This window comes from Sediminibacterium sp. FW305-C-49, from assembly GCF_058231085.1.
The window spans coordinates 1-23,243 of sequence record NZ_JBIQXS010000001.1 but is presented as its reverse complement, the minus strand read 5'-3'; the positions used below and the strand labels follow the sequence as shown (position 1 = coordinate 23,243).

Sequence of the window (23,243 nt, the reverse complement as noted above, 5' to 3'; positions counted from 1 at the left end):
TTCTTATTCTCCTCACTCTTCCTGTTGTAACAACATATCTCTTTTCAGGTCTTTCCATGTTTCGTCGAGCGAAACGGTGCTTTCATTTTTCCAGGTACTGATCGATTCTTTCATATTTTGCTTCCGTGCGGTATCGGCTTCTTTCAGTGCATCTTTAATGAATTGGCTATCCTGCTCAAATGCAGATTGGTTATGTAATTCTTTTAAAGCCAGCTCCCGTTCATGGTTTTTTTGCGTTAATTCTTTTTCTAGCACTTCACGAAGTCTTACTTTTTCATCATAACTGCCATCGGGTAATAATGTTTTGGCGATCACGGGCATTAATTCAATCAGCATTAAAATGGCTACCAGCAAATAATACCTGAATGCAACAGAAGTATTGTCATCAACGAGGTGGTTCAATGCTTCAATACGGGTAATAAAACCATTGTTGAGCAATGCTTCAAAATTAGCCTGTTCCAGTTGAATGTTTTTTTCAAGCGTTACTAATTGACTGTCTATTCGGTTGATCTGTGGTTGTGACTGGCTTTCAAGGATTTTATAGTTGGCATCGAGTTGCTGGTATTCTCTTTGTTTGGCTTCTGCAATGTTCTTTAATCCAATTTTCCTGCTTCCACCTGTGCCATCGGTTTCACTTATAAAACTATTACGTGCGGCACTTACTTCAGCATACCTGTTATTGAGTTGTGATTGTAATGCAGTTTTCTGGTCGGTCAATTCTTTTTTGGCTGACGCATAAACAGAATCCTGGCTGGCTCTTTTTTCTTTTTTTCTTTGTTCATTGTCGATGGAGACCTGAACTTTTATCTCTTTGTCGAAAAGGTATAACAAAGCAGGCTGGGCCATAAATAATCCAATGGTTAAGGCCAGTACAGTACGGAAAAGCAATGGAACAGCTTTCTTCTTGTTGTTTCTTGAAATTCCTTTGATCAGGGCCCTGTCTATTGATAGTATAATTCCACCCATAAAAATACCCAGTAGCACAGAAGCTATCAGAGAATTGGTTACGGTAGAGAAAAAATAGGTCCAGGCCAGGGTGGCAAAAAGCCAGGTACCCATAACAGTCATACCAACAATGGCATAGCGGTTTCGGTCGATGACACAGTTTTGGAGCAGTTCTTTTTCGGCAGTGGCCAACCACCATAGAAATTCCTGCCATCGGGTAGGGGCATTCGGCTCCCTATCGGAAAGGGTTTGCGTTTTTTCCAGCATAAAAAGGGTTTGAATCGTGAAATAGGTAGAAGTCGGGAATCCCTGTCTGTGGTTGAGTTGAGAGAGGATAAAGAAACGATCATTTTGTGGTTTTTGTAATATTTTGGCCCTTTTTGTGTCTATTTTAACGCGGGGAAACTTAGCGCACTAATCTTCCCCGCAAATATTACCTTTGCCCCTCAATAAAAAATAGTATGAAGACGGACAAGAATACGGTCATTGGCTTTGTTTTACTGGGTGTTTTGTTCTTTTTGTATTTCTGGTACAGTAATAAGCAACAATCTGCCATACTGGAAATCAAGAAAAAGCAGGAGGATTCACTCGCCCGTGTGAATGCAGCAAAACGACCCGTAGTAGATAGTGCCACCATGCAGTTGGATTCATTGAAAAGAGATTCTGTCAGCAGAACTACACTGGCTGGTGATTTTACAACAGCAGCTATCGGAACAGAATCTTTGATTACTGTAGAGAACAAGCTGATGAAAGTGGTTTTTACCAGCAAAGGTGGTCAGGTAAAATTGGTAGAACTCAAAAATTATAAGAAGCCTGACAGCAGTGCTGTTATGCTTTCCGATAAGGCAAATCTTGGATATACCATTAATACAGGTGCCAACCAGTCGGCGAGTACTACAGATTTATTCTTTACAGCCGCCACACCTGTTCTTAAAGCAGATGGATCGCAGGTAGTAACATTTACACTCTCAGCAAACAATGGTCAGCAGGTAGTGCACCAGTACAGCATTCTTCCTGATGCATATATGATCGACTGGAATGTTTCGTTAACAGGAGCCGATAAATTATTGAGCCAGGGTTTACTGAATATGAAGTGGAATATCGAAACTTCACAGCTTGAGCGTTCTGCCGAATATGAGCGCCAAATGTCGAATATCTGTTTCTCTGAAGCCAATGAGTTTGATTATATCTCAGCCAATAATGAAAAGAAATTTGAAGAGTCTGTGCAGTGGGTAAGTGTGGTACAGCAGTTTTTTAACAGCACGGTTATCGCAAAGAACGGCTTTGCGAATGGACAAGTGAATTGGCAGCGTAAAACAGATTCAACTCATTCACTGGCTACTGCTGAAACGAATTTGCAGATGAAATTACCGGTTGCAGCATCTGTAACGGCGCCATTTCAATTGTATTATGGTCCGAGCGATTATGAGATACTGAAAAAGCAGGCACCTGAAATGGACCGCATCGTGAACCTAGGAAGAGATATGTATTCTTTTGTGCGTCCTATTAACAAATACATCATCATGCCGGTATTCGATTTCTTTGCCGGGTTTGTCACCAATTTTGGATGGGTGGTATTATTGTTGACATTATTTATCCGTCTTGTTACCTCTCCACTTACATACAGCAGTTATTTGAGTGGCGCCAAAATGAAAGCTTTAAGACCTGAACTGGATATTTTAAAAGGAAAGTTTGGAGATGACAAACAAGGTTTTGCGATGGAACAAATGAAATTGTTCCGCGAAGCAGGGGTGAATCCTTTAGGGGGATGTATACCGGCCTTATTACAGATTCCGATCTTCTTTGCATTGTATAGTTTCTTTAATGCAAATATTTCACTGCGTGGACAATCTTTCTTGTGGAGCGATGACCTGTCATCATATGATGTAATTGCAACCCTGCCATTTTCTATTCCATTGGGTTTTGGCGATCATATCAGTTTGTTTACCATTACCGCTGTGGTAACCAGCTTCCTGATCTCCATTTATAATATGAGCATGACACCTACACAGGATAACCCTATGTTGAAGTACATGCCCTATATCTTCCCATTCATGTTATTGTTCATCTTTAACAGGCTTCCTTCGGCGTTAACCTGGTACTATACTGTATCGAACCTGGTAACCCTTGGTTTACAGTTTGTGATCCAGAATTATATTATTAATCACGACCAGATTCTGGCCAAGATCGATGAGAAGAGAAAAGCACCAAAAAAGAAGAGCAAATGGCAGGAACGTTATGAACAAATGATGGAAAGCCAGAAAAAATTGCAGGATCTGAAGGAAAAAAACCAGAAACGAAATAAGTAGTCGTTTTGTTAAATGATCATTTTTTGAAAGCCCTGCACCTGTTGCGGGGCTTTTTTATTAACATTGGCACGGAATTCCATATGTTTATACAAATAGGTTGTATGAAAAAACTAATGATACTCACCACACTGATATTTTTTGTGGGATCAACAATAGCGCAACAGCGGGTGGTAGCTGAGTGCACTGTTGTATACAATATTACACTGGACGATAACAGTGTTGATACAGAAACAGCCGCAACACTGAAAGCAACTACTAAAACAGTGTACATAAAAGGGGTAAACAGCAGAACAGATCTTATGAGTCCTTCTTTCTCACAATCTGTTATTTATAACAAAAACGCTGCTACTGCCACCATACTTCGAAGTATTGGTGCCAATAAGTTTATGACAAAACTCGATCAGGCTAAATGGGTTTCGGAACACACTCGGTATGTAAATATGAAAATGGTAAAAAGTGATGAGACAAAAGTGATCCTTGGGTATGAGTGCAAGAAATTGTTACTTGAACTAACAGATGGGACTTCGCTTACCGTATTCTATGCAGGTAATATTGCCCCATCGGTAAAAGAATTTGAATACCAGTTTAAAGATGTGCCGGGTTTTGTATTGGAATATGAAGCAACAGAGGGGGATGGTAAAAAAATAAAGTATACAGCGGCACAAATTAATTTTAACCCTGTAGCGGCATCAAGATTTGATATACCCACAAGCGGATATAGAATACTAAACTAAAGACACAAGAAAAGTTAGGGTCTAAGGGAGCATATTTTTTTAACGCTGGGCAGGAGCAGGCGTTTTAAACTTCGGAACCTTTACTTTGAATTTGTAAGGGTATACATAAGAGGTATTACCATTGTTGTAGCGCAGTAAAGAAGTTATTTCAATACCATTTTTAGTAGACTGCTGGGTCATGGTTTGAGAACCATTTTTCAGGTGCAGAGAGTATTTAAGCGAAGAATAAGAAACCGCTTTAGCTGAAAGATGGTGCATGTTTTTCAGGCTATAAGTGCTTTCTTTTGCTTTTTTCTCGGTGATGCCCGTAAATGTAAACGCGGCAAAAGCCAGTTGAGTACCCAGTACAAAGAGGGCAACTACAGCTAGTTTTAAGGTATGTTTACGGACTGTCATTTGGACAAAGGTAAAAAAATATTTAATAAAAAAAGAATTCGCACAATATTAACTTAACGTTTAGTTGTAAAAAAAGTTACGGAAAACTTGCAAAAAAAGTTTTTTTACTCTATTTTAGGTAAACCCATTGAAGATGAGAGACAATCCGTACCGCGAAGACAGAGAAGCCCTCAAAGAACTCCTCCAACAGTATCAAAATCTTAAACAAGGTCGTCAACACAGCTTTATTGAGGAAGATGCTTTCGAACGTATTATAGATTATTACGATGAGAAAGACGATATCAATGAAGCACTTGAAGCCGCTGAAACGGGCTTGGAGCAGTACCCGTACTCCTCTCAACTGATGATCAAAAAGGCCGACCTCTTGCTGGCATCCCGCAAATACAAGGAAGCGCTGGACGTGCTCGAAAATGCAGAATTGTTCGACAGCAGTGATATTAACCTCTACATATTAAAAACAGATGCATATCTGGCCCTGGACCAGCAACCCAAGGCTGTAGCCTTGCTTGAAGCAGCCCTCGAGATGTTTGAAGGGGAGGAAAGGCTCGATTTGTTGTTCGAGCTGGCCGATGTGTACGATGATTACGAGGAATTCGATAAAGTATTTGATTGCCTGAAACTCATACTGGAAGAAGATCCTTCCAACGAAGAAGCTTTATATAAAATCTGTTTTTGGACCGATTTTACAGGCCGTAATGAAGAGAGTATCCGTTTACACCAGCAAATCATCGAAGACCAGCCATTCAGCGAACTGGCATGGTTTAACCTGGCAGCAGCTTACCAGGGGCTTAAACTCTATGAAAAAGCCATCGATGCTTACCAGTATGCTGTTGCGATAGATGAAAAATTTGATTATGCCTACCGCAACATGGGCGATGCCTATCTGAGGCTACGTAAATACAAGGAAGCAATTGAAGTATTGGAAAAAGTACTGGAGCTTACCCGCCCCGAAGACGTGATCTATGAAGCCATTGGCCATTGTTACCACCGGATGGGTAATTATGCGCAGGCACGTTTTCATTATAAAAAAGCGGTACACCTCAATCCCGACGATAGTAAACTGCATTACAAGATAGCTGTTACCTATATGCTCGAAGAACAGTGGGGTAGTGCTATAAAGCAACTGGAGAACGCCATGCGTATTCATCGGTCCATACCCGAGTACAACCTGGCCATGGGCGAATGTAAAATGAACCTGCATCAGTATAAGGATGCCATCCAGTATTTTGGTACAGTAGTACGTTATAAAACAAAGAATGTAGCAGGCTGGGAAGCTTTGATCCGTTGCCTCATTAAAGCAGGGTTTCATGAAGAAGCAGTTGAACAGTGCCAGGCAGCTTTAAAAGCAACAGATGGTAAGCCAATATTTCTTTTTTACCAGAGTGCCATGCTTTTTATGATGGGAAAAACAAAAGAAGCATTGTTGAAACTGGAAGAAGGCATGGAAAAAGCACCAAGACTGGTGAAAAAATTTATTGAACTGAATCCTTCCATTCTTCAGAATAACCAGGTGGTAGATATTGTAGCACGTTACAAAAAAGGGAAAAAAATATAAACAAATCCACCCTTTACCCATATTCATGAAAAGGCAGCCCGCAAAATGCGCTGATTAACTTATTTTTGCGTGCGTAAAACAACCTACATGAATTTTAACCTTTCTCAGATTCCTGTCAGAACAGAACAACCTCGTGTTTCCGGATTAACAATGGTAATGGATAAGGGACTTAGTATTAACGAAGTCCATAATTTCATGAGTGTGGGCGGTCCGCATGTAGACATTGTAAAACTGGGTTTTGGTACTTCATTTGTTACACCAAACCTGCGTCAGAAAATAGAAACCTACCAGTCGTATAATATTCCCATTTATTTTGGCGGTACTTTATTTGAAGCCTTTCTGATCCGTAACCAGTTTGATGATTATATCAGCGTATGTAAAGATTACGGTATTCATTATATGGAAGTGAGTGATGGATCCATCAGTATTCCGCATGCAGAGAAGTGTGGCTATATTGAAAAACTAACCAAATATGGCACTGTATTAAGTGAAGTAGGTAGTAAAGATGCTGCACATATTATTCCTCCATACAAATGGATTGAATTGATGCGTGCAGAACTTGAAGCTGGTTCATCTTATGTCATTGCAGAAGCACGTGAAGCCGGTAACGTTGGTATCTATCGTGGAAGTGGTGAAGTACGTGAAGGACTTGTACAGGAAATCCTGACACAGATACCTGAAGAAAAAATTATCTGGGAAGCACCTCAGAAAGCACAACAATTATATTTTCTTGAATTAATTGGCTGTAATGTAAACCTCGGAAATATCGCACCACACGAAATACTGGCCCTCGAAGCCATGCGTATTGGTTTGCGTGGTGATACTTTTGAGTTGTACCTCAATAAAGCATAAGATGAAACGCTACGGTCTCATCGGGTACCCGCTCAGTCATTCTTTTTCACAGCGATATTTCTCGGAAAAATTTGCCAAGGAATCAATTGAAGAGGCTGTGTATGAGAATTACTCAATTCCGCAGATTGATGAACTGAAAACGATATTAGCGCAGAAGCTTGATCTCTGTGGTTTCAATGTAACCATTCCGTATAAAAAAGAAGTGCTGGCATTTTTGTCATCATCTTCGCCTGTTGTTAAAGCAATGGGTGCTTGCAACTGTGTGAAAATTGAAAATGGGCAGCTCATCGGCTATAATACAGATGTAGTGGGTTTTGAGCAATCTCTTTTGCCATACCTGAAAGACCATCATCGTCGTGCGCTGATTCTGGGAACCGGCGGAGCAGCCGCTGCTGTTGCGTATGTATTTAATCAGCGGGCCATTCCCTTTCAATATGTATCGAGAAAAAGATCGGCTACATCACTTGCATACGAAGACCTTGATGAAACAACAATGCAGACACATACACTGATCATTAATACTACACCGCTTGGTATGTCACCGATGGTTAATGAATATCCTTCCATTCCTTATCAATGGATCAATAACCAGCACCATTGTTTCGACCTGATTTATAACCCTGCTGAAACATTGTTTTTACAAAAGGCAAAAGCTGCAGGAGCCAGCACGCAAAACGGTGCAGAAATGCTGCTGATACAGGCAGAAGAAAGCTGGCGTATCTGGAACGGGGGAAAATAATGAATGTCGAATACTCAACTTCGAAGTTGGACATTGGATATTCTATATTCATTATTGAACAGTCATATTTCCTTTGAGCTTAATGTCTCTCGATGATGAACCAATCATCAACCTGAAATCTCCTGGTTCAATTACTTTTTTCATGTCTGCATTAAATAGAGAAAGATGTTCTGGTAATACTTTGAAAATCACCTTTCTGCTTTCGCCGGCTTTCAGGTGAATGCGTTCAAAGCCTTTTAACTGCATAACAGGTTGTGAAACGGACGACAATATATCGCGGATATACAATTGTACAACCTCATCTCCATCTTTTTTTCCTGTATTGGTAACGATACAGGAAACGGAAGTGCTGTCTCCTCTTTTCAAAGTTGCATGTTCAATTTGAAGATCTGAAAATTGAAAGTTGGTATAACTTAAACCAAATCCAAATGGAAAAAGCGGAAGACCACTCAGGTTATTATAGTCATCACCACGACCTGTTGGTGCATGGTTATACACCAACGGTAGCTGGGCTTCTGAAAGCGGAAATGTAACGGGTAATTTACCGGACGGGTTATAATCGCCCATTAATACCTCTGCAATCGCATGTCCGCCCTGTTCACCGGGATACCAGGCTTCTACTATTGCATCCACCTGATCGATCCAGTTGGTCATGGTAACGGCGCTGCCACCAATCAGCACCACAATGATTTTCTTTCCTGTTTTTACCAGTTCCATGATAAGCTTTTCTTGTAATCCGGGTAATTGCAAAGAAGCACGATCCCTGAATTCACCTTCTTCAATTCCGGCTACAACAATTACAGCATCTGTTTCTTTTGCAACTGCTGCTGCCCGCTGAATGGCAGCGTTATGATTGTCGATTACATCCCAGTTCCATATGAGCCTAAGGCCCGCATTACCATTGGTTTCTTTAAACTCAATGCGAATGGCATACTCTTTATCTTTCTCTAACTGAACCGGTACCATCCGGCTATGATAACTCTGCTTCTCCCACTGGTCAATGATGAGCTGATGATCGAGGTATAAACGAAAACCATCATTGCCTTCAAGCCCTATCATAACATTCCCGCTGGCCGGTGCCCGCAAATTACCAGTCCATTGAACGCTGTAAAAATCATTGGGTAATTGCTGGTCGGGCCCATACAAAGTCCAGTGAAAGTCGATGGTTTTATCTGTGCGTTCCACTACGGGTGTTCCGGAGAGATCAATGCTCTTGTAATAAGATCCTTTCAGCCCGTTTATTTTTTGACCGCCACTTGTATGCGATAATACAGTTTCCGGAATAACCGTGGATAATGTTGTATTCCTTGGAACACCTGCACTGTAGCTGATCTTTGTTCCCGGTAGTAATGACTGAAGACCTTGCAGAATATTGATTTTGTTATTCCCTGCACCACTGTAACCTCCCAGTCTTGCTTCAGTTGCATCAGATCCTATCAATGCAATAGATCGGATAGTTTTTGAAAGCGGCAGTGCATTTTTGTTGTTCTGTAATAATACAATTGATTCGAGAGCGGCCTGTTTAGCCAGTAGCTGGTGTGTCTTATGATAACTCGTATCAACAGCCGATTGTTCATCAACATAAGGCTGTTCAAATAACCCCAGTTCAAATTTGGCAGTCAGTACCCTGGCTACTGCATCATCTATTCTTTGTGGTGGAATACGGCCATCAAGAAAAGGAGGTATAAAAAGGTGATGGTGTTCAATCTGTGTCTGAAAAATCACATCCAGTCCATTACTGATCGATTGTTTACCTGCATCAGCATAATCTTTGGCGGTAAAGTGTAGAACATTAGCACCGCCTACTGCACTGGCATCTGAAATAACAAAACCAGTAAAGCCCCAGTCTTTTTTGAGGATTTCGGTCAGCAATTTTTTATGGGCAGTAGCAGGACTTCCATCTACTGTATTGTAAGAAGTCATAATAGACCTGGCGCCTGCTTTTTGAATGGCTTCTATAAAAGGAGGGTAGTGAACTTCCTGTAATAGTCTTTCATTAAAATAAATGGGATAACTATCGCGACCGCCATCGCCTACATTGGCAATAAAATGTTTGGGTGTGGTGATGATATTTTTTTGTTCGAACGATCGGATGAATGCACTACCCATTTTTGCACTCAGGAAAGGATCTTCACCATAGGTTTCTTCGGTACGTCCCCAGCGTACATCCGATGCAATATTAATCACTGGCGATAATACCTGTCTGATGCCCCGAATGGTTGCTTCTTTTGCAATAGCGGCTGCTATTTTTTCCATTAACGGCGTGTTCCAGGAAGCAGCCATGCCAATACTTTGCGGGAAAACAGTGGCTCCTTCACGAACCAAACCATGTAAGGCTTCATCGAATGGGATAATGGGAATGCCCAGTCTGGTTTGTTCTACAAAATAGCGTTGAAGGGTATTGATTTTTTTTGCAAGACTACCTGCATTCTCTTTTGTATTGTATTGCAGCATCTGTTGCGCCACATTACCATCTGTAGAACCGGCACTTACCTGAAAGCCAAATAAACCATGTTTGTATTTTCCCTCTTCTCCTTTTTTAATGTCACCAGGTATCATGAATAGTTGGAAAAATTTTTCTTCCGGGGTCATTCTTGAAAGAAGGTCTTTTACTCTTTCTGGTATGGGTAATGTTTTGTTTTTATAGGCAGGGACTTGCGCAATACTGTAAATGCTTAAACAAGCACTTGCTATTATAACAAGAAAGAAAGAGTAAAAACATTGCCGCTTCATGTGTTCTTTTCTTATGTATGGGTAAGTTTAGCAACAGCTTCTTCAGGTATGCTTACTTTTTTCTTCGTTGCATAATCATAACAGATCATGCCTGTTTTGGCTTTCGCAGCCAGGGACCAGCCCTCATCTGTTGACAGTTCTATTTTGTAAAAAAGATCAAAACCAAGTTTGTCAAGATCGGCTGCAGCTACTGAAATGCGTATACGATCGAGGTGATTGAGTTCTCTTTTATACTCCAATGCCATATCGGCCATGATTAGTCCAACGCCAGCAAAGGAAAGTTCTTTATAACCCAGTGAAAGCAAATATTGCTGACGGGCTTCGTGTATCAGGGAGAGAAACACATCATTGCCTACATGTCCGCCATAATTCAGGTCAGTAATTCTGATGACCAGTTCAGTTGAAAAGTAAAAACTTTCAGGAAGTGTCAGTTTAATTCGATTCATCCGTATACTGTTTTAAAAAGTCGACCAATTGTACAATGGCTTTTTTCCGATGACTGTATTTGTTTTTTTCTTCCATCGACATTTCGGCAAAACTTATGGATGCACCTTCAGGTACAAAAACAGGATCATATCCAAAGCCCCCATTACCCGATTGCGAGGTGGAAATGGTTCCTTTACAAATACCTTCAAACTGGTATTCCTGGTTATCCCAGATCAGCGAAACTACGGTTCTGAATTGTGCTGTACGATGATGTTTGTCCTGCAAATTGAAGAGGAGTTTATCAATATTTGCCTGAAAATTCTTTTGATCACCTGCATATCGGGCACTTTTCACTCCCGGCTCACCGTTCAGGGCGAATACTTCCAGCCCTGTATCTTCACTAAATACATTTTTCCCGGTTAAGCGATGAATGGTAACAGATTTTTCAGTGGCATTTGCTTCGAGCGTCGGGTGTGGTTCAGGTATATCAATATCAATACCTGCATCTTGTAAAGTGATAACATGTACCTGATTACCAATAACGCTGCTGATTTCATCAACCTTATGTTGATTATTGGTGGCGAATATGAGGGTTGGTTTGCTCATTAGATGTTGAACATGTTTTTGAGGCTGAGCCATAATTTACTTTTCTCGAGTTTGGCTTCCCTTGAATCGTCTGTCATCAGACTCAGTGAAGGAGCAAATAGCATGGCACACTGGTCATAAGCCTGAACCTGGTAATTGGGTAAATCAAATGGCAGTTGTAAAGAGGCGGCCGGAATATCAAAGACCAGTAAATACCGGGGTTTTAACCAGGACTTCAGTGCAGAAAAATCGAAAACGTTGGTGTGAAAATTAACAATGGCCACATCCCCTAAATTAAGTTTGCAGGCTGCAAGAATGGCCGATAAAAATTGTAAAGAATTGTCGTTTAAATACACAGCCTGGTCATCTTTAACAAGGATGCATATATTTTTTCTGTTGTCCCCTAAAAATTCAGGTTTTGCAGGTGCTTCAGACTGCTTTTTTTGCGGTAAATTGCTGTCAATTGTTGATTCATTAATCACCACCAACTGTGTCTTGTACAAGTCAGACAGTACAAAATCTGGAAGCTGAATGTTGGGTGGGTTCATATAATGTTAAATATTAACAGTTGTTAGTTTTTAATTTTTTCGTTTCTTTGCGCCAAATATAGAACTATGACAGCAGCACTAGACATAAACATCTCGAAAGTTGAGACAAGTAAGTTACACGAAATGACTTTGGAAAATATTCCTTTCGGGAAATATTTTACAGATCATATGCTGGAGGCAGATTATGAAAATGGTGAGTGGAAAAATGTGGAGATCAAGCCTTATCAGCCCTTGTTGATGGAACCTTCTGTTGCTGCTTTGCATTATGGCCAGGCTATTTTTGAAGGTATTAAAGCCTACAAAGACCAGGATGGCAATGTGGCTATTTTCCGCCCGCAAGATAATTTTAAACGATTCAATATTTCTGCTGAACGTATGCAGATGCCAACCGTTCCGGAAGAAATTTTCATGGAAGGTATGCGCATGTTGATTGATCTTGATAAGAACTGGGTACCGTCGATGAAGGATCATTCATTGTATATCCGTCCCTTCATGTTTTCATCTGATCCTGTTATTGGTGTTAAACCTTCAGAGACCTATAAATTCATGATTATTTTAAGTCCTACAGGGCCATATTACACAGCTCCCATGAAGATTTATGTGGAAGAAAAATATACACGAGCTGCTCCCGGAGGTGTTGGGTTTTCTAAAAATGCCGGTAACTATGGTGCCAGTATGCTCGCAACAGCGCAGGCTAAAAAAGCGGGTTACGATCAGGTACTCTGGACCGACGCATTCGAACACCGTTACCTGCAGGAAGTAGGAACCATGAACGTATTCTTTATCATTGGAAACACTGCGGTAACACCTTCTCTGGAAGAGGGAACCATTCTGGCAGGTGTTACCAGGGACAGTGCCATAGAAGTGCTGAAAGACATGGGCTTTGAAGTCATTGAGAAGAAAATCAGTATCGATGATCTGATAGATGCACATCGTGCAGGGTTATTATACGAAGTATTTGGAACCGGTACTGCTGCTACCATTTCACTCATCAAAGAATTGCGTTACAAAGATTATGTCATGCATTTTGATACGGATAAATGGAAGACAGCCCCTGAATTAAAAGCACGTCTTACCGATATCCGCGAAGGAAGAGCTGCTGATACACACGGTTGGATGTATAAAGTATAATTTTCGTATAGCATATATGCAAAAGGGCCCGCGATTCGCGAGCCCTTTTTGTTATAATTTGATGAAGGTTTTTGCAATCACATATTTCCCTGCATGAACTTCCACGATATAATGACCTTTGAATAATCCTGCGACGCTGATGTGTTGAGTGAATGTTTGTTGTTCTCCCATCGATCTGTTAATTAATACCTGTCCCTGTAAATTCCTGATCAATATGGTAGTAAGTGCTTTTTGTTTCGCCTCTATCGCTACCACCAGGAAATCAGCAGTTGGTACAGGATAAAGTTGAAGTGTGAGAACTTCTTCCGGTGGATCAGGTTGTTGAGGTGATCGGATGACAAACCTGTTTCTTCCAGAACTTGCGGCATCAGAAGTAATGTTGAACTGGTAAGGTTTATTCGTATCGATTTTTATTTTATTTCCCGTATACAGATCATGCAACTCCAGATCAATACCTGGCTTTAGCCATACACGGGAAAATTTAAGTATAAACTGGCCATTGACTTTTGTATCAATGCCAATGGGAATATAAGTTCTGTTTGTCATCCACCTTGCATCAATGGATAATGGAATGGTATCTGCGCTAAGGCTATACAGGTTTGATTCGGGATTGATTATTTTTTCTGCATCTGCTGCGTCATACCTGGTTCTTGCAGAGTCCACATCGAGTATCAATAATTGATCGTGAATCTTATGGTCTTTTAATAAAACTACTTCAAGCTGGTGTGTGTTTTCAATAACAGCTTCCAAGGAATCTGGGATAGCTGTAACCAGTTTTACCTGTTCTGCATAAGATAATAATAAACGATTGCGTGATGTTGATTTGATAATAAAACCTTCAAATTCTTGTATCGTATTATTGGATGAGAATGATTTACTGCGGTAGGCGCCATGTGTTGCAAAACCTGTATCCCAAACCCAATAATGGTTTCCGATTCCTTCACTTCTGTTAATGTGTTTAGCATTAACAGGCGACAGGTATGGGTTGCCTGTTAATAAATAACTGCTGTCCAAATTTGTAGCAAACGCAAGTACTACATCTCCTGTAAAAACTGACCCGTTTAGCAGAAACGATAAAGAATCTTTTGTCTTCAGCGGCACACCTGGTTTTGATAGAACAATTCCATTTAATGATGGCCATTGCATGTTGTTGTTTGCGATAATTGGTTCCCACACAATACCTGGCTGATTTTTATTTGCTGGTTGGGAGCCATGAATCGTATAAATAGTATCAGTAATGCCCTGAACAGGTAAATCATCCCTGAAAGGATGATGCAATAGCATTTCTTTTTCCCTACCTGTAAAGTATTTGCTTTTTGACAGAGTTCCTTTTAAAGAAATACCAGATGCATTCGGAAAATTTACCGCTTTTTGTTTGAGGTAAAGTTTATCGTTGGTATTAAATATTCCTTTTTGAATGGAGAAATAATCGCTGATATGCAAACTGTCGTTGAGTTCAAGTTCAAGCCCAGCAACAATTAAACGAGCCAGTGATTTATTAAATAATACTTTCGTTTCTAATAGTTGTTTTTCCTTTCCTGCAGAAATAAGTGTACCATTAGCTGCATTGATGTTATTGAATCCGGATAATGTACCTGTAAACACAAGTGGGGCATTCAGCATGATTAATCTCGAACTATCTACAAACAACGATTTGCATATTGCACTGTCATTCACCAGGATGATTTTTTGATTGTCGGTACGACCGATAAAAACATCTGTCTGACGATCCGGCACCAGCCCCCCACACCAGTTTGAGCCGGTATTCCAGTGATTGGATTGGTTGCCCAGCCATAATCCATTTTTCCGCACTTCAACGATTATATTATCAGATGTGTCTGCGCAGTTACCTGATGATACAATACGCCTGAATTTTGTACTGGTATGTAAATTCAATGAGTGATATATTTCCTGATCATGAACACCAGTGGCTGTTTCGTAACTATTGTTGCTGTTTGATTGCCAGGTGAATTGATAAATACCATTTCCCCCTTTTAGTTGTTTGCCCTTCAGGGGTTCTGCAGAAAAACCTGCACAGATTATTTGATCTGGAAAGATATGGTTATCAACAATTCGCGGATTGATTCGAATTTTTATTTTCTGCAATGATTTATTCACGCCATCAGATACCTGTATAATACATTCATCGAATCCTGCCTCCGCAAGGGTAGGGGTGTAAATGATATTTGATGATAACAAATTGTCAACGGTCCATCTGCTGCTTAACGGCAAACCAATGATACTGCCTTTGGCAGGGGCTGAAAAAATGATCCAGCTTAATATTTCATTCTGTTCGGCCATATCGAATTTTATCGCATCAACGAGTCTGAGTGATTTGTCTGCACAAACTTCTACTGATACAACACTGTCTTTAAAAGTTGGTGCCATGCCATCAATCAATACACCGCTTAAACTTCCTATGCTTTTTAAGGTTGGTTCTATTTTGTTTCCGCTACTGTCTGAGATGAGCTCACTACTCAACAGAATATTCCTGATGTTGATGCCATTTTTATCTGATGTTTCTTTTTGTACGATCTGGAAAAATGTGAGTGGATTATTAGTTCCCGGAAAATGGTTTACCTGTTGTACTGTATTGCCCACTGTTATTTCAAGATAAGGCGACTGCTGTTGTTGGGGAAGGATGAGCGATTCTGAGACAAATACATGAAAAAATAAGGTATCGCCGATACCATATGTTCTGGCAATAGGGGTGATTACATGGGTAATAAACGGGGCAACAGCATCAATTTTTATCGTACTGAACACACCGGCATTGGGAATATTATTGATGAAAAGGTTGCCAGCTATATCTGTAATGATAGCATTGTTGAGTATAATACTGTTGGCTACACGGAGACCGTCCATATCAAGTTCATCAGGCTGTATCATGTAGCAAAAAGTAAATAGTTTATTGTTTTGTGTACGTAATAAAAAAAGGTTCCTGATTCTGGTTCCGATTGTAACAGATAAAAGAGGCGCACCATTTGTACTGTCTAAAAAAACAGCTTCACTGAATTGTAAACTGAGCAATAAACTATCTCCGGACTTATATAAAGTTTTATCCGGAAGAATGATTCGTTCTGCAAGCGGTCTTGTCAGGTCAATGGCATCATTGTTTTGTTTTGTGCTGAATAAGGATTGCTTATTTTGATTACCTGCTTCATCAGCAAGCAGTATGGTTGTTTCGATATCGTTCTCGCCCGGCATTTCACGCCCGCCATTTTTGATCACACAAAAAGCCTTCCAGGTGCTGTCATTGATGCTGGTGAACTGTTGTAAAGGATAGCCGAGTAAATTCCCATCAATCATTTTCAGTAAACCTTTTTCAACGGTGGTGCTTACAAATAGGTGAATTGTGTCTCCTGATTTGTACGGGCGATTAACCCAATGAATGGAGTGAATGACGGGCTCCGTTTTATCAATTTGAGTTGTATTTGCAATAGATGGAGCATTGAAAACATTTGGTTCATATGATGAGGATGCAAGAAAAACGGGTGCAATATTTCCGTTTGTGTTTCCGGTATTGATGACGATCTGCCAGGATAAATCTTTTTCTATCAGTTGAACAATACCGGCAGTGGAATTGGTATCTTTCAATAATTGAAAATGATCTGTTGTAATGCCTTTGACTTTGTCTTTGAATTGTAATTCATATACAATCGTATCATTGTTGGAAATAGCTTGTCCATTTCTTTTAAAACTCCTAATGGTTGTTGGTGTAAACCAGGAAAGAACATTTCCGTATGCGATGCCTGCTGAATTCTTACAATAGCTTCTAAAGAAAATTTTTGTGCCGGAAGAAAGCTGGTGAATGTCAGCAGAAAAAATGTAAGCATTGTCTGCAATAAGAATGCTGTTCTGGTGAATGGTTGGCAAAGAATCGGTACCCCAACAGATACCTCTTTCCTGTATCAGATCACCACCATTTGATTTGACTGAGCCGAAAACAGTACAACTATTGCTACTTGTCTGTACAAGAGAATCGGTCTGTACAATAGCCAGATCGGGTTTTGTGATGAATTGTTGAATGGTACTATAGCGAATGCCCTGCTGATTTTCTGCAACAAAACGATAATAATATTTTTTTGAAGGTAGCAGGTCATCAATATGCGCACGCGCCCATACATCTCCAGCGCCTGCAGGAATTGAAGACGGAATAATATGCTGTACAGTTTGTGCGGTCTGGAAATTTTCGGTGGTATCAATTTGTAATTCCACAGTAGTATTCAACAATTGATCATTTATTGCAGCCCTAAGTATGGCATGTCGGGAACCAATGGTATCTGGATCGGCAACTCTGATGGTAGGTGCAGCCACCTGCTGATATGCTTTGAAACGAAAATCATCGATGGCCATGGCATCGTCACTGCCTGGTTCATCAACATCAGACCATTGTAAAAGCAATTCCTGGCCGGGTAGCCAGCGAATATTTGAAATACTGTCTTCCATCCAGACCTGGTTAACGGGTAAATGTCCGTTCAAAGTAGCTGCACCGGAGCTGGAATGCAAAGATGAAAGATCGAATCTGCTGTTTTTGATTAAGCTATCTGTTGCTGGTTTAACCGAATCTCCATGCTGGTAAGCAAAGAGCCAGGTATTTTTGTTAGCCGATCCGCCTTTCCGCCATTGAGTGGCCAGGAAACGAATTTGGATGCGGTTAAGGATCATGCCGGTCTCATTTTTCAGGATCAATCCAAAAGCATAAGTGCCGGTGCCTGCTGCAAGCGACCCCAAGGCCCGATTCTGGTTACCGCTGGTTCCATAGCTATAGGTTCCGCTTCCAGTGGCGGATCCGGTGCTAGTGGAAAAATTCGTATTTGGTTGGCTGCCGGTTATTTGTACAATATACCAACCTAGCATGGCGGTAGTGGCAAGTGTTGGATGGGCAAGGGTGAAAGGCCCTTTTCCGGTGAGCGTAAAACTTCCAGTAGCTGGCAGCCCGTTAAATGATTGTTCAAGGGTAGTACCGGCTTGCTGATAGGGAAGAGGGGATACCTGGGCATTCAAGAATTTTGTGGCGGCTACCAAAGAAGAGCAAAAAAGTAGATATTTAATCATGGGTTCAGGCTTTACAGCTTAAACCTAAGGTGGGAAAAGACTGAAAAGGCGGAGCCTACCTGAACCGCGTATTAATACATGATTTCTGATGGTATTTTTACCTGTTTTTTAAAAAAAGGGTTGTTCTTTTGGTTTAATCTGCCCGGTTATGGGCATCAGAAATGGCTTTTTAGGAGAGATTATCCACAGTCTCTCGTAAAAATTTTGAAAACTTTTTGAAGTTTGCGATGCAGCCATTACCTTTGCCGTCCGAAATTTTAAACGGTAAAGAATGCCTACAATACAGCAATTAGTTAGAAAAGGTCGCGAAATTATCAGGGCCAAAAGTAAATCAAGGGCTTTGGATGCTTGTCCGCAGCGTCGCGGCGTGTGTACCAGGGTATACACTACCACACCAAAGAAACCGAACTCAGCTCTGCGTAAAGTAGCGAAAGTGCGTCTGACCAATAAAGTAGAAGTTATCGCATATATCCCGGGTGAGGGTCACAATTTACAGGAACACTCCATCGTATTGATCCGTGGTGGTCGTGTGAAGGATCTTCCGGGTGTACGTTACCACATTGTTCGTGGTAGCCTCGATACTGCCGGTGTAAAAGACCGTAAGAAGAGCCGTTCTAAATACGGAACCAAGAAAGAAAAGGCAAAAAAATAACCTAATAATCTGTTAATCAGCTAATTACTATACGTCATGCGTAAAGCACAAGCCAAAAAATTACCCTTAGCGCCAGATGGTCGTTTCAATGACAAACTGGTAACCCGTTTTATTAATAACCTGATGTGGCAGGGTAAAAAAAGCACTGCAATCAATATTTTCTATGATGCAGTAGACAAAGTAACCAAGATGACTGGTGAAGATGGCTATGAAACCTGGAAAAAGGCGATAGCCAATGTTACACCTGCTGTTGAGGTTAGAAGTCGCCGTATTGGTGGTGCTACTTTCCAGATTCCATCTGAAGTACGTGCCGATCGTAAGATTTCGCTGAGCATGAAATGGTTGATCCGTTATAGCCGTGAGCGTAATGGTCGTACCATGGCTGACAAGCTGGCAAATGAGATTGTTGCGGCCAGTAAAGGTGAAGGAGCTGCTTTCAAAAAGAAAGAAGACACACACAGAATGGCTGAAGCAAATAAGGCCTTCTCTCACTTCAAAGTATAAATTTTATATTTTTTATATAAAAGCCCCTTTAGGGGCTTTTTTTATGTATATTATAATTCGCTTAAAATGACTTCGTAGTTGAATTACTACACGCTTATCGTGTTATATTTGCATTACAATATCCAATCCTACTAAGCACCGCGCTTTTAATCCGCACCTTGAATCCCTAAAATGAGTTTAATCCGCTCATTTTCAATCCTTAATCCAGTCCCTGAAAAGCTGTATTAATTCTATGCGAACAAGTTGATGATCAACGAGTCGCAAATCAAAATCCTGATTCTCTGAAGAAAGCGTCTTATCCACGCCGAATCCTGTAAGTCAAGCACTTGCATCCAGTCCAAACCTGTGAAACCAAACCAATCCAATCCATCCACGGTTTTTTGATCTGTCCGGTGTTGCCGTTTTTTCCAATAAACCGCCCCGCACAGAAGACAAACGATCGTCATCCTCTGCAGGCCATGCTGTTCAGAAAGCATCGATTTCTGAAATAACCAAGCAAAATAATCTGGAAATCAACAAAAGATGAAACTGACTAAAAAAATGCAAGCATTTGTTTTGACAGCCCTATTGGCGTCAGGTGCTTTCTTTTTTACTGGTTGCAGTAAAGATCCTGTTGTTCCTAAATCGCAGCATGAACAGATGTTCGATTACCTGACCAGTGAGTTGGGTAATAAGCAATGGTTTCTCAAAGCGATATATGTGAACGGGGTATTACAGCCGCTGACCGATGCCCAAAAGAAATATTATAAGACCTACACCAGGTCGCTTAACGCTGTTTTTACCGCGACTTTCCTGGATGACGATGGTAACAGAGGCACAGCCCGTTTGTTAAGCCAGCTTCAATTAAAGGAAACTATAACAAATGGTCCTTTAGGTGGTCTGGTGAGAGATTACATCATTCTTGAATTAAAGGAGAAGTCAATGGATCTGGAAATCAGTAACCCTCCGGGTTACCCTTCACAGATTGTGAGAGAAGTGTATTATGCCAATTAAGAAACTTACATATATCATCGTCTTTTTGGTGCTTGCCTGTGTTTCAGGTAAAGCCCAGATGAGTATTAGTTTCCTGAGTACCAACAGTGGAATCATATCTACCCCCTCTGCAAACATCGGAGGTTCGTCTAAGTGCCTGGTAATAGGTGGTTCCGCGTCTACTTTGAACATTGCCAACAATGGTACCGGTGCATTTGACCCGACCTGTCAGGAAAAGCCACCGGTAGCAGATACTATGCGCTTTTCTCTGTCGTTAAATGTGTATCCAAATCCTACCCGTGGTTCTACCATGTTAAAAGCATCAGGTGAATTTGATCAGAATCTCTTTTGTCAGGTAAAAGTGATCACACTGGAAGGGAAGGTATTATTGGGTCAGAATGTGGCTATGAGTAAGATAAAAGCAGGTTATATGATCGACGCCAGCCATTGGGCACAGGGAACATATACAGTGGTAGTAGAATTGATGAATAAACGCTATGCTTTAAGATTGATTAAAATATAGTCCGTTTTATTAATAGGTTGATATAATGGGTAGTTTTGCAAGTTAGGATTATCGTAACTTACTGAATACCTTGAAGATATAAGAGAGACATCGACATATCCTATGAAAGACCATTTTTTAAAAGTCTTGTCCTCTGAGCAACTAGGGTTTTGAAAGCCGTATCCTATGGAAAACCATTAAGTCTGAACTTAATTGTTAACCGTATATAATTAACCGTGTATGAAAAACACAACGATCAAACTGGGTATTCTGTTGCTGTTAGTTTTTCTGACTGAAAGCCTGATTGCCCAGCCGCCACCATTCTGGTTCTTACAAAATGTGGCCAAGGATAACCAGGGAAACCCTGCGCGTAACCGTACGATTCATATTCGTAGTGCGATATACCATGGAACGCCAGTTGGGGGTACATTGGTGTATGAGGAATCGCATCAGGTACAATCAGACAATGATGGGGTATTTGGGTACACCATGGGTAGAGGTATACGATCTACCAACCCAGCCCTGAAAGACAGTTTGAATAAAATAGATTGGGGGAATGGCCCTTATTTTATCAATACAAAAATTGCCGTAGCCCCTTCTATACCTGCTCCATGGTGGATAGCCGCGAATAATTACATTGATATTGGCACATCTCAGATCATGAGTGTGCCTTATGCATTGTATGCAGGAAATGCCAGTGTAACAAATGTGAGTACAAATATTGCACCGGGTGACCCCAATACTTATTTAATAACTGATAGTTCTGGAAAAGTAAGTTGGACAACACCAAAAGCAACGCAAGCAAGTATTACACAGGTAACCAATATAACCAGTGGTACTACTTCGGCGCTTGGAGCAGATGCTGAAATTGGGCCCAATACCAGTACGGTAATTACACTCAAAGTAGAAAAAGCTAAAGCGGGAGATGCTATTTTGATTACGGCCTTAGAAGATTATGTTGATTGGACAGTCTATAGCGCCTGGTGCAAAGATGATGGGGAGATAAAGATACGTTTTGGCAATTTTACCGCCAAGCAGGTAAATGTAAGAGGTAGCCAGTATAAAATAGTAATTGTAAAATAATTTTTATTAGTGAGTTTTATTCATCGCATAGTGAGAAAAGTTACTGTTATACCTAAAGGGGTGATCATCCTGGGATTGGTATTATTGTCATTTGTGTCAAATACCAATGCGCAGAAATTTGGAGACAACCTGGGTAATCATATTGCAACTGATACTTTGCGTATGAATGGATTCCGTATTGTGAATGCACAGGGCATTGCTATAGGTACGGCTAGAATTCTCAATAATAATATTGCTTTACAAATTGATGGTTTAGATAAAGCCCTTTTATTACCACGTGTAACTGATACATTGGCTATACCGGATGCTAACGCTGTGAATGGTATGCTGGTCTATAGTTTGGTGGATGATAAATTTTATTTCAGACAAAATGGAATCTGGGTAAATTTTGGAACCCAAAATAATAATACAGGTGTTGTTACATTCAACGGCCAGGTTGGTGCAATAACGATGAGTGGAGATGAAACGACAGGTATTAAAGTAACAAATGTAGCAGGAACGAATGAATGGATTGTTGCTGCCATGAATACGGCTGCATTGTGGAATGCCAGTAGATTGATGAGTAGACAGATTTCGGGTACGGCTCCAACAAATGGACAGGCATATATATGGGATGCTGCATTGAATGCATGGGTTCCAAAAAATGTGGGCAATCTCGCTGCGCCTACTGTTACGGGTCAAAAAACAGATTCGATAGTAACTACGATTAATGGTACACTCAGAAAGATACCATCGTCTCATTTTCTTTTTATAACTGATACTGCCGCTATGCTTAGCGGTTATGTTCGTGAGCAAAGGTTCTTAGATTCATTGGCTGCTATTAGGGCTAGTATGGCACAGTTAAAAGTGAATGTAGATACATTGCCTAATCTCGTAGTAACAGGCACTATTACAGGTGGAACTTACAGTGGTACACTTGCGCCAACTGCTCAGGCGAGTATTACCAGCCTTGCGAATATCAATTCAATTACTGCTACCAATGCAAAAATAACCAATGCCGATATTGCCAATCTTACTGGATTGGCGAATTTGAGTGCAACTGGTACGATACAGGCAAGCACACTAAGTGCAACCAATGCAACAATTACCAATTTAAGTGGATTAACGAACCTGAGTGTAAGTAATACGATACAGGCCGGATCTGTAAGTGCTACAAATATTACAGGTTCCTCTGGTATTTTTGATAATATTACTGTAACAGGCAATATCGTAGGTGGTACGATCAGTGCAACACTGAATGCTGGGACACAAAACACGATTACAAATCTTGCTAATATTCAAAACATAACAGCAAGTGGAACAATTGCAACAAGTGTAATCAGTGCAACTACCGCGAACATTTCAAATCTTACTGGTGTAAATAACTTTAGTGTAACGAACACTATTCAGGCAGGAACAGTAAGTGCTACGAATGCGAATATCTCTAACTTAAGTGGTCTTTCTAATTTAAGTGTAACCGGTACCGCACAGGTAGGAACATTGAGTGCTACAAGTGTAACTGGTGGCTCAGGTACCTTTG

19 protein-coding genes are annotated in these 23,243 nt (G+C 40.7%); 12 read left to right on the top strand and 7 right to left on the bottom strand.

What is annotated here, in order from left to right; translation table 11 throughout:
• Positions 1–12: 12 nt before the first annotated feature.
• On the bottom strand, positions 13–1,212 hold the full coding sequence (locus tag ACH3Z1_RS00095; RefSeq protein WP_490819767.1) for a DUF4407 domain-containing protein: 1,200 nt from the start codon (positions 1,210–1,212) through the stop codon (positions 13–15).
• A 194-nt stretch (positions 1,213–1,406) separates the two neighbouring features.
• On the opposite strand from ACH3Z1_RS00095, the gene yidC reads away from it, so the two are divergent.
• Both yidC and ACH3Z1_RS00085 read left to right on the top strand, forming a co-directional pair.
• Positions 1,407–3,254, top strand: coding sequence for a membrane protein insertase YidC (gene yidC / locus ACH3Z1_RS00090; RefSeq protein ID WP_490819766.1), 1,848 nt, complete (start codon positions 1,407–1,409; stop codon positions 3,252–3,254).
• A gap of 101 nt (positions 3,255–3,355) precedes the next feature.
• A complete protein-coding gene (locus ACH3Z1_RS00085) occupies positions 3,356–3,988 on the top strand; it encodes a hypothetical protein (RefSeq protein ID WP_490819765.1) in 633 nt (210 codons plus the stop codon).
• Positions 3,989–4,027: 39 nt separating this feature from the next.
• On the opposite strand, the gene ACH3Z1_RS00080 is transcribed toward ACH3Z1_RS00085, so the two are convergent.
• Complete coding sequence (locus ACH3Z1_RS00080) at positions 4,028–4,384, bottom strand: hypothetical protein (RefSeq protein ID WP_490819764.1); 357 nt, start codon at positions 4,382–4,384, stop codon at positions 4,028–4,030.
• A 133-nt stretch (positions 4,385–4,517) separates the two neighbouring features.
• On the opposite strand from ACH3Z1_RS00080, the gene ACH3Z1_RS00075 reads away from it, so the two are divergent.
• From ACH3Z1_RS00075 to ACH3Z1_RS00065, 3 genes are all read left to right on the top strand, one after another.
• Positions 4,518–5,939, top strand: coding sequence for a tetratricopeptide repeat protein (locus tag ACH3Z1_RS00075; RefSeq protein WP_490819763.1), 1,422 nt, complete (start codon positions 4,518–4,520; stop codon positions 5,937–5,939).
• An 87-nt stretch (positions 5,940–6,026) separates the two neighbouring features.
• Positions 6,027–6,791, top strand: coding sequence for a phosphosulfolactate synthase (locus ACH3Z1_RS00070; RefSeq protein WP_490819762.1), 765 nt, complete (start codon positions 6,027–6,029; stop codon positions 6,789–6,791).
• A gap of 1 nt (position 6,792) precedes the next feature.
• Entirely contained in the window at positions 6,793–7,530 is a 738-nt protein-coding gene (locus ACH3Z1_RS00065) for a shikimate dehydrogenase family protein (RefSeq protein WP_490819760.1), read from the top strand.
• A gap of 51 nt (positions 7,531–7,581) precedes the next feature.
• Here ACH3Z1_RS00065 and ACH3Z1_RS00060 read toward each other — a convergent pair whose 3' ends face one another.
• From ACH3Z1_RS00060 to ACH3Z1_RS00045, 4 genes are read right to left on the bottom strand one after another with little or no spacing between them, the layout of a single operon-like run.
• Positions 7,582–10,263, bottom strand: coding sequence for a glycoside hydrolase family 3 N-terminal domain-containing protein (locus tag ACH3Z1_RS00060; protein ID WP_490819758.1), 2,682 nt, complete (start codon positions 10,261–10,263; stop codon positions 7,582–7,584).
• Between the two features lie 11 nt (positions 10,264–10,274).
• A complete protein-coding gene (locus ACH3Z1_RS00055; RefSeq protein WP_490819756.1) occupies positions 10,275–10,709 on the bottom strand; it encodes an acyl-CoA thioesterase in 435 nt (144 codons plus the stop codon).
• Positions 10,696–11,295: an RdgB/HAM1 family non-canonical purine NTP pyrophosphatase gene (rdgB, locus tag ACH3Z1_RS00050; RefSeq protein ID WP_490819755.1), complete on the bottom strand. Its 600-nt coding sequence runs from the start codon at positions 11,293–11,295 to the stop codon at positions 10,696–10,698. The genes ACH3Z1_RS00055 and rdgB overlap by 14 nt, the downstream gene beginning before the upstream one ends.
• On the bottom strand, positions 11,295–11,822 hold the full coding sequence (locus ACH3Z1_RS00045) for a hypothetical protein (protein WP_490819754.1): 528 nt from the start codon (positions 11,820–11,822) through the stop codon (positions 11,295–11,297). The genes rdgB and ACH3Z1_RS00045 overlap by 1 nt, the downstream gene beginning before the upstream one ends.
• Before the next feature lie 66 nt (positions 11,823–11,888).
• Here ACH3Z1_RS00045 and ACH3Z1_RS00040 point away from each other — a divergent pair, with 66 nt between their 5' ends.
• Entirely contained in the window at positions 11,889–12,953 is a 1,065-nt protein-coding gene (locus tag ACH3Z1_RS00040; RefSeq protein ID WP_490819753.1) for a branched-chain amino acid aminotransferase, read from the top strand.
• Between the two features lie 51 nt (positions 12,954–13,004).
• Here ACH3Z1_RS00040 and ACH3Z1_RS00035 read toward each other — a convergent pair whose 3' ends face one another.
• A complete protein-coding gene (locus tag ACH3Z1_RS00035; RefSeq protein WP_490819752.1) occupies positions 13,005–18,011 on the bottom strand; it encodes a T9SS type A sorting domain-containing protein in 5,007 nt (1,668 codons plus the stop codon).
• 271 nt (positions 18,012–18,282) lie between these two features.
• Here ACH3Z1_RS00035 and rpsL point away from each other — a divergent pair, with 271 nt between their 5' ends.
• The 6 genes from rpsL to ACH3Z1_RS00005 form a co-directional block, all read left to right on the top strand.
• The gene (gene rpsL / locus ACH3Z1_RS00030) at positions 18,283–18,663 is read left to right on the top strand and encodes a 30S ribosomal protein S12 (RefSeq protein ID WP_026767866.1); all 381 of its coding nucleotides are present in this window, start codon (positions 18,283–18,285) and stop codon (positions 18,661–18,663) included.
• 36 nt (positions 18,664–18,699) lie between these two features.
• Positions 18,700–19,167 carry a 30S ribosomal protein S7 gene (rpsG, locus tag ACH3Z1_RS00025; RefSeq protein WP_133475846.1) on the top strand — a complete coding sequence of 156 codons (468 nt, stop codon included), beginning with the start codon at positions 18,700–18,702 and terminating at the stop codon, positions 19,165–19,167.
• A gap of 540 nt (positions 19,168–19,707) precedes the next feature.
• Positions 19,708–20,160, top strand: coding sequence for a hypothetical protein (locus ACH3Z1_RS00020; RefSeq protein ID WP_490819750.1), 453 nt, complete (start codon positions 19,708–19,710; stop codon positions 20,158–20,160).
• Positions 20,150–20,662 carry a T9SS type A sorting domain-containing protein gene (locus tag ACH3Z1_RS00015; protein WP_490819748.1) on the top strand — a complete coding sequence of 171 codons (513 nt, stop codon included), beginning with the start codon at positions 20,150–20,152 and terminating at the stop codon, positions 20,660–20,662. Before ACH3Z1_RS00020 ends, ACH3Z1_RS00015 begins: the two co-directional genes overlap by 11 nt.
• 219 nt (positions 20,663–20,881) lie before the next feature.
• Complete coding sequence (locus ACH3Z1_RS00010; RefSeq protein WP_490819746.1) at positions 20,882–21,724, top strand: hypothetical protein; 843 nt, start codon at positions 20,882–20,884, stop codon at positions 21,722–21,724.
• A 30-nt stretch (positions 21,725–21,754) separates the two neighbouring features.
• Positions 21,755–23,243 (top strand): beta strand repeat-containing protein (locus tag ACH3Z1_RS00005; protein WP_490819744.1); only part of this gene is annotated, 1,489 nt, incomplete at its 3' end.